This is a genomic window from Sessilibacter sp. MAH3, from assembly GCF_054658275.1.
In genome coordinates, this window is the sequence record NZ_BAAGIE010000008.1 from 22438 (window position 1) to 37780 (window position 15343).

A 15343-nucleotide genomic window follows, 5' to 3' on the forward strand; every position below is an offset into this window, starting at 1 on the left:
AATTGACGGCAATGTTACCAGAGTTGTTATAGTGACAACAAACACCTGAATGCCAGCCCAACAGACCGAATATAAATTGCTTAGTTCGGGTAAGTTGGGCAGAAATACGCCTTCCCTGTCAAATCAAGCGAGTTTTAATCTGCTTGGCGACGTAAAAATGCTGGAATATCAAGATATTCGAGATCTTTGTCATCCATTGGTTTTGGTTTCTGAACCGCTGCACCCATTGCTGACTGACCGTTGCCCGCAGAAACACGAGTTGACTGTTGCTTACGCATAACAGTAGGACGATCTAAGCTGTTGTAATCGGGTTTCGCTAAAGTATTTGCAATAGAGTTATCAATAACTTTGCTTACTTGCGCAGGTTTCGCGGCAGCGACCTCAGAAATATTCGTCAAACCAGTTGCCACAACAGTAACGCGAAGCTCACCAGACATATCTGGATCGATCACAGTTCCAACAACCACAGTTGCATCACCAGATGCAAACTCTTCAATGGTGTCACCCACTTCGGAGAATTCACCCAAGGATAAATCCATACCTGCGGTGATGTTAACCAAGATACCGCGGGCGCCTTCAAGATTAATGTCATCCAATAAAGGACTACGGATGGCAGCTTCGGCGGCTTCACGAGCACGGTTTTCACCTTTCGCAAAACCGGTACCCATCATTGCCATACCCATTTCAGACATTACAGTGCGAACGTCTGCAAAATCGACGTTGATCATTCCAGGACGAATAATCAAATCTGCGATACCTTGCACAGCACCTAATAAAACATCGTTAGCTGCTTTGAAAGCGTCTAACAAAGACGTTGAACTACCCAACACAGACAATAATTTTTCATTTGGAATGGTAATCAGCGAATCCACTCGTTCTTCAAGCTCGGCAATACCTAGCTCGGCTATTTTCATGCGCTTTTTACCTTCAAATGGGAAAGGCTTGGTCACAACCGCAACCGTTAAAATTCCCATTTCGCGAGCAATTTCTGCTACCACTGGAGCACCACCGGTACCAGTACCACCGCCCATGCCAGCGGTGATGAATACCATGTCGGCACCATTTAACACTTCAGCAATTCGATCACGATCTTCCATTGCAGCTTGGCGACCCACATCTGGATTCGCACCAGCGCCAAGACCTTTGGTCATACCCTGACCTAACTGTAAGACTGTTTTAGTGTCAACATTTTTAAGTGCTTGAGCGTCGGTGTTTGCACAAATAAATTCTACGCCTTCAATATCGCTTTGAATCATGTGCTTGACGGCATTACCGCCACCGCCACCAACTCCAATCACTTTAATCACTGCATTCTGAGGAATGCTGTCAACCAGCTCAAACATAACGTCCCCTCTCTAATTTTAATTAAATTTTTTTGCTTTGCCCTGATGAACTTTTTCAAAAACAAATTCGGTACTTACATATTTGAATCAAACCACTTTTTAATTCTGCCCCATAAATTATTGGAATTTTTTTCCGCAACGCGCTCTCCGCCACTGGCTTGAGCTTTTAATCCGTACAATAAAAGTCCAACACCGGTGGAATAAATTGGGTTATCAACAATATCCGTTAAACCGCGAATATTTTGTGGTGCACCTAAACGTACAGGCATATGGAAAATTTCTTCGGCTAATTCCACAGCACCTTCCATTTTGGCAGTACCTCCGGTCAAAACGATTCCCGCCGCTACTAAATCTTCATAACCACTGCGTCGCAGCTCCGCTTGCACCAAGGTAAATAATTCATCGTAGCGAGGCTCAACAACCTCGGCTAAAGCCTGACGAGATAAATCACGAGGTTTGCGATCGCCAACACTTGGTACCTTTATGCTTTCATCATCGCCTGTGAGTTTAGCGAGCGCGCAAGCGTATTTAATTTTAATTTCTTCAGCGTGAGGTGTTGGAGTGCGTAACGCCATCGCAATATCGTTAGTTACCTGATCACCAGCAATAGGGATAACACCGGTATGACGAATTGCACCTTCACTAAATACTGCGATATCTGTAGTGCCGCCACCAATATCAACCAAACACACACCAAGCTCTTTTTCGTCTTCAGTTAATACCGAATAGCTGGATGCAAGCTGCTCTAAAATAATATCTTCGACTTCTAATCCGCAGCGACGAATACATTTTTCTATATTCTGTGCCGCGTTTACTGCACAGGTTACTAAGTGTACTTTTGCTTCGAGTCGAACTCCCGACATACCTAAAGGTTCTTTAACACCTTCTTGATCGTCGATTAAATATTCCTGCGGCAGTATGTGCAGGATTTTTTGATCCGCTGGAATTGCCACAGCCTGAGCTGCATCGATAACACGTTCCAAATCTTGGTCTAAAACTTCACGATCTTTAATGGCAACAATGCCGTGTGAATTCAAGCTATTAATGTGACTGCCAGCAATACCTGCGTATACGGAATGTATTTGGCAACCCGCCATTAATTCAGCTTCTTCAATAGCACGCTGAATTGATTGCACTGTAGACTCAATATTAACTACAACGCCTTTTTTCAATCCGTTAGATCTGTGAGAGCCGATACCTATAATTTCTAGGTCACCATCAGGCGATACTTCACCCACGATTGCCACCACTTTCGAGGTGCCAATATCGAGACCAACAATCATTCGGTTGTCGTGGGCTTGCGCCATCTTTAATAAACCTTTGTGTAAATAATTTTTCTAAACAAGAAACTACTAGCGTTCGAGAGAATTATCTCGCTTTTCATTCCAACTAACCGCGATACCGTTGGTATAACGTAAATCGATGGTGTTTATATTTTCTACTTTATCGTTTAAATCAGCTTGGTAGACAGTAATTAGTCTTTCAAGTCGAGATTCCAGATTTTTTTTCCCTAATTTAATTTTAAGACCATTGCTTAAAATCATTTGCCAACTGTGGTCAATGGTTAACTCAAGCTGAGTTGGATGCAAACCTTCATTGGACAATATTTTACTGAAGCTCATAAACGCCTCAGCGACTTTTATTTCCGAGTCTGTAGGTCCACTTAAACGAGGTAAATTACTCAACGCGGAGTTATCACCAATAATAATTTTTTCACCTGCTGGGTTTAAAAAACCAGTGTCTCCCCAGCGCGCGATTGCGGTTTCTTCAACAACAGCAACACGAAGCTTATCCGGCCATTGCCTAGACAGTGTTACCTGCGCAATCCAAGGGTCTTGCTCTAGTTGTTTTTTAAGGGCATTCAAGTCCAAGCTTAAAAAACTTTCATCAACCAATGGCGCAACTAAACGCTCTAAATCCGCGACGGATACCTGTTTTAATTCACCATCGATTAAAACCGCTGTCACCGATCTATCTGTAATTTCCGTGACCTTTTCGCGTATAAAAACACCAATAAATATCGCACCAACTATAAGCATAGAAAACACGCAAAAGCGAATGATCCATGCTAACAATACAGCTCCACTAAAAGAGCTTTCGCCATTACTTGTAGAACGACGTTTCTTTCGCGTTGCTCCAGTTTTATTTTTTACACGAGAGCTTTCACGCTTAAAATGTGTTTGTGACGTTCTATCCAGAACTGCAGTCGTCACTCGTTTTTACCTCAATGTTTCTTCGAGAATAGCAAGACACAATTGTCCAAAATCTTTTCCTGAAGCGCGAGCAGCCATTGGCACTAAACTGTGGCTGGTCATACCGGGAACTGTATTGACTTCTAACAAATAAAAATTACCTTTGTCATCGGCCATAAAATCAACTCGGCCCCAACCTTTACCGTCAATACTTTCAAAAGCTTTAACGCTCAGCTGTGATAACTCAGACTGTTTCTCATCAGACAAACCGCATGGAATTAAATATCGCGTATCTTCCGAAATGTACTTTGCGTCGTAGTCGTAAAATACATTGTCTGTCTCAAGTTTAATTGCCGGCAAACTCTGACCCGATAAGATAGCAACCGTATATTCCGCACCAACGATTAATTGCTCAGCAAATACTTTAGAATCGAATTTGCTTGCCAACTCATAGGCGTTTTTTAATTCTTCCGCCGAATGTACCAATGACATTCCGATGCTAGAGCCTTCGTGAGCCGGTTTAACCATGGCTGCGCCGTTTAACGCCTCCATGGTTACCTGCCAATCGCTATTCTCATTTAATTCGACAAAAATAGGAGTTGGTAACGCTAGCGATCGCCAAATGTGTTTGCATTTCAATTTATCCATCGCAAGAGCAGACGCTTGTACACCGCTACCGGTGTAGGGAATATTTAAAAACTCCAGCAAACCTTGAATGGTTCCGTCTTCGCCACCTTTACCATGTAGTGCAATAAAAGCTCGATCCATCGCCGCAACCATAATATTTTCTACGGCTTTTTCTTGCACATCGATCGCGACAACATCTAATCCTAAACCTTGTAATGCTTTATAAACGGCCTGTCCGCTTTCAAGAGAAACTTCTCTTTCAGCAGACATACCGCCGTACAAAACACCAACGCGACCAAATTTATTTTGCAGTTCAACAGACATAAATTTCAAACGCCTACTTCAGCTTGCGCTTCACTAATTCTTTAGCCAGTGTTCCAACATTTCCTGCACCCTGAGTAATTACAATATCTCCGGGTTGAACAATTTCTCTGATAACTTCTGGAACACCTTCAATACTTTTTACAAAAATAGGGTCTACCTGACCGCGAAGTCGAATACTGCGGCTTAAATGTCGTCCATCGGCTCCGGTAATAGCTTCTTCTCCGGCGCTGTACACTTCTAACAAAATCAACACATCTACCGTAGAAAGAACTTCTACAAAATCCTCGAATAAATCGCGCGTACGGGTGTAACGATGTGGCTGATAAATCATTACTAATCGACGCTCTGGCCAACCTGAACGAACGGCATCAATAGTCGCCTGTACTTCACGAGGGTGATGACCATAATCGTCCACCAACATCGCACTCCCTTCGTTGATCTCTAGCTCGCCGAAAACTTGGAAGCGACGACCAACACCGGAAAATCCCGATAATCCTTTTTGAATAGCTTCATCACTAATGCCTTCATCTACAGCAACCGCAATTGCAGCTAAAGCATTCAACACATTGTGTTTGCCAGGCATATTCAAAAATATTTCTAACGGTTCGTTACGATCAGGAATTTCTACCTTAAACCGCGTTGTCATCGCTTCTTGCTGAATATCGATAGCTCGAAAATCACAGTTTGCATTTAAGCCATAGGTCAATACTGGTCTTGCAACATCTGGAATTATTTCGCTGACAACGTCATCGTCACCGCACAAAACCGCTAAACCGTAAAACGGTAAATTGTGTAAAAACTCCACAAAGGTCTTTTTTAGACGAGAAAAATCACCTTCGTAAGTATCCATGTGATCGGCGTCGATATTGGTTACAACCGCAACCATCGGTTGCAAGTGTAAAAATGACGCGTCACTTTCGTCTGCCTCTGCAATTAAGTAGCGGCTCTGACCTAATTGGGCGTTAGTACCTGCGCTATTTAATAATCCACCAATAACGAATGTGGGGTCGCGTTCTGCGGCAGCGAATATAGACGCGACAAAACTGGTAGTGGTTGTTTTTCCATGAGTTCCCGCCACAGCAATACCATGGCGATAGCGCATTAATTCGCCCAACATTTCAGCACGTCTAACCACAGGAATGCGGTATTCTCGGGCGCTGATTAATTCTGGGTTGGATGAATCAATCGCCGTGGAATTAACAACAACGTCGGCACCAACCACATTAGCACCGTGATGCCCGATAAATATTTTTGCGCCCAAATCGGATAATCGCTGAGTTACATCAGACGCTTTTAAATCAGAGCCCGTTATCTGATAACCTTGATTCAATAGTACTTCGGCAATACCACACATGCCCGCACCACCGATACCAATAAAATGAATACGTCGAATACGGCGCATTTCTGGTACCTGATTAATTAAGGTGGAGTTTCCTGCCGGCATTATCGAGCTTCCTCTAAACTTGCAACCGCTAAAGTTTCGGCTGCATCAACCTGTGCGAGTTGTCGCGCACGGTTAGCCATTTCTAATAATTGTTTAAAGTCGCTAAATGCAGACTTAATTTCTTGCGCAAATCGTTCTGGGTTTAAATCTTTTTGCTGACACAATTTTCCAGCGCCCGCATCTACCAACCATTTTGCATTCTGAGTTTGATGATCATCTATCGCATGAGGAAATGGCACCATCAAAGCAGCACAACCAGCAGCGGCTAATTCCGAAACAGTTAATGCGCCCGAACGACAAATAATAAAATGTGCCCAAGCATAGGCCTGCGGCATATCGTCAATATAAGGTTGTACCTGAATACTTTCGCCCAACGAAAGATTGACTTTTTCGTAGGCTTTTACCGTCTCGTCGAAATTTTTACCACCGCACTGATGCAAAACTCGAATCTTTTTACAGAAGCTTGGGTCTTGTTCAGTCAAAATCGCCAAAGCTTGGGCGGTTTGTTCATTTAACGCTGTCGCGCCTAAACTGCCACCAAGAATTAACAAGTGAAATTCTTCCGGCGGGTAAGCTCCCCAGCGATGTTTTGGATCATCAACCTGGCAAATCTCAGCACGTACTGGATTGCCAACAACACTTGCTTTTGCGAATACTCCCGGAAAAGCGGTAAATACTTTATTGGCAATTCGCGACAACAACTTATTGGTTGTTCCGGCGACAGCATTTTGTTCGTGAATAATTAATGGAATCCCGGATAACTTTGCCGCCACACCACCTGGGCCTGCGGCAAATCCTCCAAAACCTAAAACAATATTCGCGTGTCGCTTTGCCAAAATTTTCTTTGCTTGTAAAACGGCTTGTAAAATTAACAAAGGCGCTTTGAGTAAACTCTTCAAACCCTTGCCACGTACGCCTTCTATTTTTATGTAATCGATCTCAATACCAGCTTTAGGAACTAAAGACGATTCCAATCCGCGCTCAGTACCTAACCAAGTTACCGAACAACCTCTGGCAATTAATTCTCTCGCAACGGCTAACGCAGGATAAATATGCCCGCCCGTGCCACCGGCCATAATTACGGCGTGATTGTTATTACTATTCATCACGCTTGAACCTCAGCAAGAGTTTTCGGCGGTTGCTTTAATTCTTTTTGCACACGAAGCAACAAGCCAATTTGCATCATACTCGCTACCAAACTACTGCCGCCGTAGCTAATAAAAGGAAGTGTCAATCCTTTGGTGGGCAAAAAACCAGCGGCTACGCCAATATTAATAAATGCTTGGCAAGCGATCATCACGCCAACACCGTAAGCAATAAAACAAGCAAAATCGGCGTCTTGATTGATGGCTTCTTTCGCCAACATAAAGGCTTTAGCCACCAGTGCAGCAAAAACTAAAATAACCAAAATAGCGCCAACAAAACCAAATTCTTCGGCGATTATGGAAAAGATAAAATCCGTGTGGGCTTCAGGCAAAAAAAACAATTTCTGGATACTATTGCCAAGCCCCAAACCAAACCACTCACCGCGACCAAAACCAATTAAAGATTGCGACAACTGGTAACCACTCGAAAACTGATCGGCCCAAGGATCCAAAAATGTTTTGATTCGCTCTAATCGCCACGGTGTTTGCCAAACCAATAAAGCAAACGCACCCAAGGCAATAAACGACATCAAAAAGCATTGCCACAGGCGAATTCCTGCAATAAACATCATCGCCATAATGGCCATTACCAAAACAGCTGTAGTACCCAAGTCGGGCTCGGCCAAAATTAATGCTGAAATTACTGCTAATACGGCGAGCGGTTTAAATATCGCTGCCCAATTTGCTTTGATACTTTCTTGCCACTTAGAAAAATAGCTAGCGAAAAAAATCAAACAACAAAACTTAGCCAGTTCAGATGCTTGAATATTGATCGAACCAAGTCTTAACCATCGTCGTCCGTGATTAATCTCGACGCCGATCAACAACACCAACACTAGCAACGCAATTCCGACAATCAGCATAAGCCAGCCAAAATCTCGCCATAGCTTTAAAGGAATGAGAGCAACCACCAAACAGGCAAAAGCCCCTAATCCAGTGAAAATAATGTGACGCCGTGAGAAATACCAAGGGTCGCCATAATTTTCGTTGGCAAAACTTATGGATGCGGATGCAACCATAATAATTCCAATACTGACGAGAATTGCAGTCAAAATCAGTAGTTGTTTATCAGCAAATAAACCTTGTAGAGGATTCTCTATTTGGAGTTTATTTTTACCAACTGACAAGGCATTAATCATCGAGGGCCTCCACCGCAGTGGCAAACACTTGGCCTCGATGGTGATAGCCTGAGAACATGTCAAAGCTGGCGCAAGCCGGTGACAACAAAACACAATCACCTGTCTTTGCTATTTTTGATGCATAAATCACTGCGCTTTCTAGCGAATCTTGTTTGGTAACCGATTGCGAAAAATCTTGATCGGATGAATAACCCAAACGCAGGGCCGCCGAAATTTTGTCAGCGTCTTCGCCAATTAAAATAAATGCCTTCACTTGAGGAATAACAATTGGCAGCAACTCTTTAAAATCAGCGCCTTTACCTTGGCCACCAAGAATGACAATCAACTTAGATTCATTTGAAAGTTCGGGCAGTAACCCTTTTACGGCAGCCAGAGTCGCGCCAACATTAGTCGCTTTCGAATCATTAATGTATTTAACACCGGCAACTTCTTTTACGACTTGGCAACGATGATCAAGACCCGTAAAGCTTTTCAAAGCTTCCATGGATTGTTCATTTAACACACCCATAGTTTTTACGAGCGCCATAGCTGCGAGGGCATTTGCAGCATTATGTAAACCAGCAATTTTAAGTGCTTTGGTATTTAACCAAAAATGTGAGCCCTCACTTAAAAATCTCTCACCTTGTGACTCAGAAATTCCAAACTGATTAAAATCAGGCTTATTTAAGCCAAAACTGTACTGCTTAACGCCCTCTGTTATGGGGCCTTGGGTTAAAACATCTTCACGATTAACAACGCGATTTTTAGCACCAAAATAAATTCTCATTTTGGCTGCGTGATAACCCATAAAATTATCGTAGCGATCTAGATGATCACGACTCACATTTAAAACCGCTGCCGCATGAGCGTTTAAAATTTTTGTGGTTTCAAGCTGAAAACTCGACAACTCTAAAATGTAGAAGTCAGGTTTTTCTTTACTTAATAAATCTAGAGCGGGAATACCGATGTTGCCGCCAACATGAACTTTTAGTCCACCAGCGGTTGCCATTTCACCAACCAGTGTAGTAACAGTGGTTTTTCCATTGGAACCCGTAATTGCAACTATCGGAGCATTTGCATGACGCGCAAATAAGTCGATATCACCAATAATATCGACTCCGTGTTGACGAGCATCATCAAACATCGGATCAGCAATAGAAATTCCTGGACTGACAATAAGCTGGGCAAAATCAATAAAGTCTTTTGATTTTATGTTCCCAAGTACCGGCTTGTGATCAACAAACTCAGCCAAAAACTCGTTAATTCCAGGTGGAGTTTCGCGCGTATCAAAAATTACAAATCGTTCACCACGACTTTTCAAAAAGCGAGCAACAGACAACCCCGTTGAGCCAAGCCCAACGATCGCTGTTAATTTATTGGTCGCAATCATAGTCATGATAATTATTTGTATACCGTCTTAACGTAGTTTTAATGTCGCCAAACCAAATAACACCAGCATTACTGTAATAATCCAAAATCGGACAATAACGCGCGGTTCAGGCCAGCCTTTTAACTCAAAATGATGATGCAGCGGCGCCATTCTAAAGATACGACGACCGGTTAATTTGTAAGAACCAACTTGCAAAATAACCGACACGGTCTCCATTACAAAAACACCGCCCATAATAAAAAAGACTATTTCGTGGCGGACAATTACCGCCACGGTGCCAAGTGCCGCACCTAAAGCCAGAGCGCCCACGTCACCCATAAATACTTGTGCCGGATAGGTGTTAAACCATAAAAAACCGAGTCCCGCGCCAACTAAAGCCGCGCAAAACACAACCAGCTCACCAGAACCGGGAACACTTGCGATGTGCAAATAATTTGCGAACTCGGCGTGGCCAACTAAGTACGCAAAAATACCCAAAGCAGAACCGACCATCACCGTCGGCATAATCGCCAAGCCGTCTAAGCCATCGGTAAGGTTCACCGCATTACTCGAACCGACAATGACAAAATAAGTAAGTACAACGTAGAAAACGCCTAGATCAAGCGCTACATTCTTAAAAAAAGGCACGAATAATTGAGTTTCTGCTGGTACCTGCGCTGTTACGTATAAAAATACCGCTGCGCCAATACCTGCGACCGATTGCCAAAAATATTTCCAACGCGCAGGTAAGCCTCTAGAATTTTTTTCAACAACTTTTCGATAATCATCTACCCAACCAACTGCACCAAAAATGGCAGTCACAACTAAAATCACCCAAATAAATCGGTTGTCTAAATCGGCCCAAAGTAATGTGCTAATGAAAATAGCCGCAAGAATTAAGGTTCCTCCCATGGTGGGAGTTCCTGATTTACTTAAATGACTTTGCGGGCCATCATTTCGAACTGCTTGACCTATTTGTAACAAATTTAATTTGCGAATCATCCACGGGCCTAACAGCAGCGAAATCGCTAATGCCGTTAAAACGCCTAAAATCGCACGTAGGGTTATGTATTGGAAAACCGAAAAGCCTCTGGCAAAACTTTGCAAGTATTCAAATAGCCACACTAGCATCAGTTGATACTCCCACCAGCAATGATTTTTACAACGTCTTCCATTTTGGTACTGCGTGAACCCTTAACTAAAACCGTATAATTTTCTTTCAAAATACCCATCAAATAATCGATCAACATCTGTTTGCTTTCGAAATGCTGGGCATTTTCACCAAATTCTTGCGCTGCAAAACGACTTAAAATACCGCAAGTCAAAAGCGAACTTACGCCTAACTGCTTTGCGTATGCACCCACCTCTTGATGCCAAGTTACGGCATTTTCACCGAGCTCACCCATATCACCGAGTACTAAAATTTTCGCTCCCGCGTAACTTGCGAGCACCTTAATAGCTGACTTAACACTGCCCGGATTAGCGTTGTAGGTGTCATCAATAACAACTGAACCACCGAGTCCTGCCTTTAGCATCAATCGACCATTAACAGCGGTGAACTCGGTGAGACCAGCAACAATATTTTCTAAACTGGCACCAGCAGCCAGCGCGCATGCTGAAGCAGCGACTGCATTGGTAATATTCGAATCACCCAATACACCGAGCTCAACAGCAACTTGACCAACAGGCGTGTTTAACTTAAATCGTGCACAGCCATTTTTTTTGAATTCGATATTACTTGCGTAAAAATCCGCCGCTGCATTATTTTGGCTAAACAAATAACGAGGTTGATCACCTAGATTTGCTAGCCAAAAGTCAGCGTAGTCGTCATCAAAATTTACAATGGCTAGACCGCCAGCTTTTAAATTAGAAAATATCTCGCCTTTGGCTTTAGCAATTCCATCCACAGAACCAAAACCTTCTACATGCGATGGCAAAACATTATTTACCAACGCCACGTCCGGCTTTGCTATCGATGATAAGTAATCAATTTCACCGGGATGGTTTGCGCCCATTTCAATAACTGCGTACTCATGATCTGATTCCAAACGCAGCAATGTGATCGGCACACCGATTTCGTTATTAAAATTTCCTGCTGTTGCTAGGGTATTACCTGCTTTTGATAAAATACTGCTAAGCATCCCTTTTACTGTGGTTTTTCCACAACTGCCGGTGATAGCCACCAAAGGTTTTGCCCACTTTTCTCTTGCCAAACTGGCCATATTGCCAAAGGCTAAAGTGGTATTTTCAACCAAACAATAAGGCAAAGTCGTATCGACCATTCGATCGACCAATAATGCTTGCGCACCGGACTTTTCTACCTGTGATAGAAAATTGTGGCCGTCAAAATTTTTGCCAACAAGCGCAACAAAAAAATCGCCTTCATTAACAGATCGCGAATCTGTAGAAACTGTTGTTACCGTAATGTCGTCTCCAACAAGTTTTCCACCGGTTGCGGCTGCAATTTCACTCAACAGTAATTTCATAATGCCATTGCCCTCTGCGATAAAATTTCACGAGCAACAGCACTGTCTAAATGATTTAAACGTTCTGTCCCGACAATTTGATAATCTTCGTGTCCTTTTCCGGCAATTAACACGGTGTCTTGAACTTGCGCTATTTCGATGGCCTTTCTAATTGCCGATTTGCGATCTAATTCGACGATAACGTTTTCTGGATACTGAAAACCTTCAAAAATATCGCCAACAATTTGTTGTGGAGACTCTGTTCTTGGGTTGTCATTGGTAACGATAATTTGATCGCTATATTGTTCGGCGATAGCAGCCATTTCTTTTCGTTTGCCACGATCGCGATCACCGCCACAACCAAAAATACAAATTAATTCGCCATTACAATGCACTCGCGTAGCGGCTAATGCTTTCGCTAAGCCATCGGGTGTATGCGCATAATCAACAATTACCGTTGGTAAACGTAAGTCGTTATCAACCACTTCCATTCTACCGGCGACGGGCCGAAGTTCAGGAATTACGCTCAGAACCTGTTCGAAGCTAACATCTTCAGCCAACAAGGTAGCTATAACACCCAATAAATTACTTAAATTAAACTCGCCAATTAATGCAGACGAAAAAGCAGATTGTCCTGTTGGTGTTACTAAAACGCCCTCAACACCTGAAGAGTGATAACGAGCATTTTTTACATAAACGTCGGCTTTGGGGTTCTCTACAGAATAGGTCAACCTGGTGGCACTACCTTGGTAGTGCGCAGCTAGCGTTTCACCAACAGAATCATCAATATTGAAAATTGCGTTCTGAAGTTCCGGTCTTAAAAATAGCTTTTGTTTAGCGGCAATATAATTTTCCATTGAGCCGTGATAATCCAAGTGATCACGACTTAAATTGGTGAATAGTGCTGAAGTAAAATTCAAACTATCTACTCGATACTGATCCAAACTGTGAGAAGAAACCTCCAAAGAAAGGAAGCTTATGTTCTTACTCATTTGCGCTATGTATCGTTGGGCACTAATAGCATCCGGTGTTGTAAAACCCGTTGATGTTAATGTGTTACCAAAAATACCCGCACCTAAGGTTCCAATAACGCCGCAAGGCTGCTTCAACAAATTCCTAGCATTTGCGTAAAGTTGCGAGCAGGTAGTTTTTCCATTTGTGCCGGTTACACCAAATATTGATAAACTCTTCGCCGGAAATTCAAAAAATTTCGCAGCAATAAATGAGATTTTTTGCAATAAGTTGGGAATTTCGATCACCGAAACATCGCCAACATCTTTGATACGTTCCTTGGTATCGGCCTCAGATAATACCGCCACAGCTCCGGAGTGAATTGCCTGCTCGATATAATTTCTGCCATCAAATTGATGACCTGCTAGGGCAACAAAAACATCTCCGACACTAATTTTTCGACTGTCAGAAACCAAGTCTTTAGGGCAAATTTTCGCGGTAGCTTCTGGCAAAACCAAATTGGAAATATCAGCCAACAATTCGCTAAGATTCAGAGGGCTAGTCATGAAGAAAAGCCTCCTTTATCAGAACGATTTTCCGAGCGCGCGTGCAGTTGCGCAGATTTACTTGGAGGCACATCTAAAATTCGCAGCGCAGCTTCGGTAATTTTTCCAAACACAGGCGCAGCTACTTCACCACCAAAATATTTACCCGATTTTGGCTCGGAAATAACCGTAATAACTACAACTCTAGGATCATCTAGTGGTGCAAAACCCGCAAATAATGCTCGATAGCGATCGTCGTCATAACCATTTTTGCCAATTAAATGCGCCGTTCCTGACTTACCGGCAGTTAAATAATTTTCGAGCTCTGCGCGTGAACCTGTACCACCTTTTTTTGTTACCGTGGCTAACATAGCTTTCATATCGCGAGCGATTTTTTCAGAAATTACCCGCTCTCCCACAGGCTCTTCTTGAACCTTTAAGAGTGAGACCGGCTTTTTAATTCCATCATTGGCAATCACGTTATAGGCTTGGGCCAACTGCAAAACACTCGCGGTAAATCCGTAACCAAATCCATAGTTAGCAATGGTAACTTTCGGCCACCGATCATACTGAGGCAACTGGCCAAGCGTTTCTCCGGGAAAACCTGTGCCGGGGGATTGACCAAGCCCCACCCGGTAGTACATATCTCGAATAGGTTGAGGCCCTGTCTTAAGCGCAATTTTTGTAGTACCAACCTGACTGGACTTAGTAATAATTTTCGTTAAATCCATAATTCCGTAATTCACTGGGTCCAAAAAGGTCTTGCCACCAACGTGCAAATAACCAGGATTGGTATCAATTACAGAATTAATATTAACAACACCCTTTTCCATCGCAGCCATTATGCTAAAAGGCTTCATGGTTGAACCCGGCTCAAAGGGATCAACAAGTGCGCGATTTCGAATCTCGTCACTTTCTACTTCGCTACGATCATTCGGATTGAATGAAGGCTGATTAACGAGGGCTAATACTTCTCCGGTTTTGCTGTCTAGAACAATTGCCGATCCAGAGCGTGCATTATTCTCAATGACCGCGGCTTTTAATTCTTTGTACGCGAAATACTGCAAGCGTAAATCGATACTTAATTGCAACTCTTTGCCAGCACTTGCGGGTTTAATCAAACCAACTTCGCGAATAACTTGTTGTTTTAAGTCTTTTTCAACGTGCCGCCAGCCAGACTCGCCAGATAAGTGATTGTCGTAAGCAAGCTCTAAACCCTCTAAACCATGGTCGTCAAAATCGGTGAATCCAACGAGGTGAGCACTGATTTCTGCGGAGGGATAAAATCGCAAAAATTCCTGCTGCGAGTACACACCAGGAATTTTTAGATCTAATATTTTTTGCGCCTCATCAGGCGGTAACCTGGGCCTGAGCGACATATAAAGTTTGTCTTTATATCGCTCAAGTTTGGATTTCAATTCGCTGTAACTGTAATCACTGGCCGTAGCTAAATCCGCCCAAGTTTCTGGGTGCTGATAAAGAATTTTTGGATTGACTTCTATAGAGAGCAACGGCGTGCTCACAGCCAAAGGTTCGCCATTGCGATCGGTTATGGCACCTCGGTATCCAAGAACAGGTTCTGAACGCAAGGTTCTCGCAGCGCCTTGAGACTGCAAAAACTCGAAACCACGTTCTTCTCCGGGAAGAATTTGTAAGCGAATAAGATGACTGGCCAATGCCGCAACTAAACCAAGCAATACTACCGCCGTGACGTAAAAACGCCACTTTGGCACTAGGACTGGTGCCGCTTGAGCCCTAATTTTTTGAGTTGCTTGCTTAGCCACAGTTATCCGTTTATAAAATATAGGTTTTTTCAGTTA

The 15343-nt window shown here is 43.1% G+C and carries 12 protein-coding genes; all 12 read right to left on the reverse strand.

The window, feature by feature from the left end:
* Positions 1-134: 134 nt before the first annotated feature.
* Positions 135-1343, reverse strand: a complete 1209-nt coding sequence (gene ftsZ, locus ACYQ2C_RS06585) for a cell division protein FtsZ (RefSeq protein ID WP_460051197.1) — start codon at positions 1341-1343, stop codon at positions 135-137.
* Between the two features lie 74 nt (positions 1344-1417).
* On the reverse strand, positions 1418-2650 hold the full coding sequence (gene ftsA / locus ACYQ2C_RS06590) for a cell division protein FtsA (protein ID WP_460051199.1): 1233 nt from the start codon (positions 2648-2650) through the stop codon (positions 1418-1420).
* A gap of 45 nt (positions 2651-2695) precedes the next feature.
* Entirely contained in the window at positions 2696-3556 is an 861-nt protein-coding gene (locus tag ACYQ2C_RS06595) for a cell division protein FtsQ/DivIB (RefSeq protein ID WP_460101098.1), read from the reverse strand.
* Between the two features lie 6 nt (positions 3557-3562).
* The gene (locus ACYQ2C_RS06600) at positions 3563-4486 is read right to left on the reverse strand and encodes a D-alanine--D-alanine ligase (protein WP_460051203.1); all 924 of its coding nucleotides are present in this window, start codon (positions 4484-4486) and stop codon (positions 3563-3565) included.
* A gap of 13 nt (positions 4487-4499) precedes the next feature.
* Positions 4500-5930: a UDP-N-acetylmuramate--L-alanine ligase gene (gene murC / locus ACYQ2C_RS06605; RefSeq protein WP_460051205.1), complete on the reverse strand. Its 1431-nt coding sequence runs from the start codon at positions 5928-5930 to the stop codon at positions 4500-4502.
* Positions 5930-7036, reverse strand: coding sequence for an undecaprenyldiphospho-muramoylpentapeptide beta-N-acetylglucosaminyltransferase (gene murG / locus ACYQ2C_RS06610; protein ID WP_460051207.1), 1107 nt, complete (start codon positions 7034-7036; stop codon positions 5930-5932). The genes murC and murG overlap by 1 nt, the downstream gene beginning before the upstream one ends.
* A complete protein-coding gene (gene ftsW, locus ACYQ2C_RS06615) occupies positions 7036-8214 on the reverse strand; it encodes a putative lipid II flippase FtsW (RefSeq protein WP_460051209.1) in 1179 nt (392 codons plus the stop codon). Before ftsW ends, murG begins: the two co-directional genes overlap by 1 nt.
* Positions 8207-9589, reverse strand: coding sequence for a UDP-N-acetylmuramoyl-L-alanine--D-glutamate ligase (gene murD, locus ACYQ2C_RS06620; protein ID WP_460051211.1), 1383 nt, complete (start codon positions 9587-9589; stop codon positions 8207-8209). The genes ftsW and murD overlap by 8 nt, the downstream gene beginning before the upstream one ends.
* A gap of 21 nt (positions 9590-9610) precedes the next feature.
* A complete protein-coding gene (mraY, locus tag ACYQ2C_RS06625; RefSeq protein WP_460051213.1) occupies positions 9611-10693 on the reverse strand; it encodes a phospho-N-acetylmuramoyl-pentapeptide-transferase in 1083 nt (360 codons plus the stop codon).
* Positions 10693-12048, reverse strand: a complete 1356-nt coding sequence (locus tag ACYQ2C_RS06630; protein ID WP_460101092.1) for a UDP-N-acetylmuramoyl-tripeptide--D-alanyl-D-alanine ligase — start codon at positions 12046-12048, stop codon at positions 10693-10695. Before ACYQ2C_RS06630 ends, mraY begins: the two co-directional genes overlap by 1 nt.
* Entirely contained in the window at positions 12045-13544 is a 1500-nt protein-coding gene (locus tag ACYQ2C_RS06635) for a UDP-N-acetylmuramoyl-L-alanyl-D-glutamate--2,6-diaminopimelate ligase (RefSeq protein WP_460101089.1), read from the reverse strand. Before ACYQ2C_RS06635 ends, ACYQ2C_RS06630 begins: the two co-directional genes overlap by 4 nt.
* Positions 13541-15307, reverse strand: a complete 1767-nt coding sequence (locus tag ACYQ2C_RS06640; protein ID WP_460101086.1) for a peptidoglycan D,D-transpeptidase FtsI family protein — start codon at positions 15305-15307, stop codon at positions 13541-13543. Before ACYQ2C_RS06640 ends, ACYQ2C_RS06635 begins: the two co-directional genes overlap by 4 nt.
* Positions 15308-15343 lie beyond the last annotated feature (36 nt).

Coding starts and splice junctions, on each gene's coding strand:
- ACYQ2C_RS06635 (WP_460101089.1), bottom strand. CDS start 13,544: ATGACTAGCCCTCTGAATCTTAGCGAATTGTTGGCTGATATTTCCAAT.
- mraY (WP_460051213.1), bottom strand. CDS start 10,693: ATGCTAGTGTGGCTATTTGAATACTTGCAAAGTTTTGCCAGAGGCTTT.
- ftsW (WP_460051209.1), bottom strand. CDS start 8,214: ATGATTAATGCCTTGTCAGTTGGTAAAAATAAACTCCAAATAGAGAAT.
- ftsZ (WP_460051197.1), bottom strand. CDS start 1,343: ATGTTTGAGCTGGTTGACAGCATTCCTCAGAATGCAGTGATTAAAGTG.
- murC (WP_460051205.1), bottom strand. CDS start 5,930: ATGCCGGCAGGAAACTCCACCTTAATTAATCAGGTACCAGAAATGCGC.
- ftsA (WP_460051199.1), bottom strand. CDS start 2,650: ATGGCGCAAGCCCACGACAACCGAATGATTGTTGGTCTCGATATTGGC.
- murD (WP_460051211.1), bottom strand. CDS start 9,589: ATGACTATGATTGCGACCAATAAATTAACAGCGATCGTTGGGCTTGGC.
- ACYQ2C_RS06600 (WP_460051203.1), bottom strand. CDS start 4,486: ATGTCTGTTGAACTGCAAAATAAATTTGGTCGCGTTGGTGTTTTGTAC.
- ACYQ2C_RS06630 (WP_460101092.1), bottom strand. CDS start 12,048: ATGAAATTACTGTTGAGTGAAATTGCAGCCGCAACCGGTGGAAAACTT.
- murG (WP_460051207.1), bottom strand. CDS start 7,036: ATGAATAGTAATAACAATCACGCCGTAATTATGGCCGGTGGCACGGGC.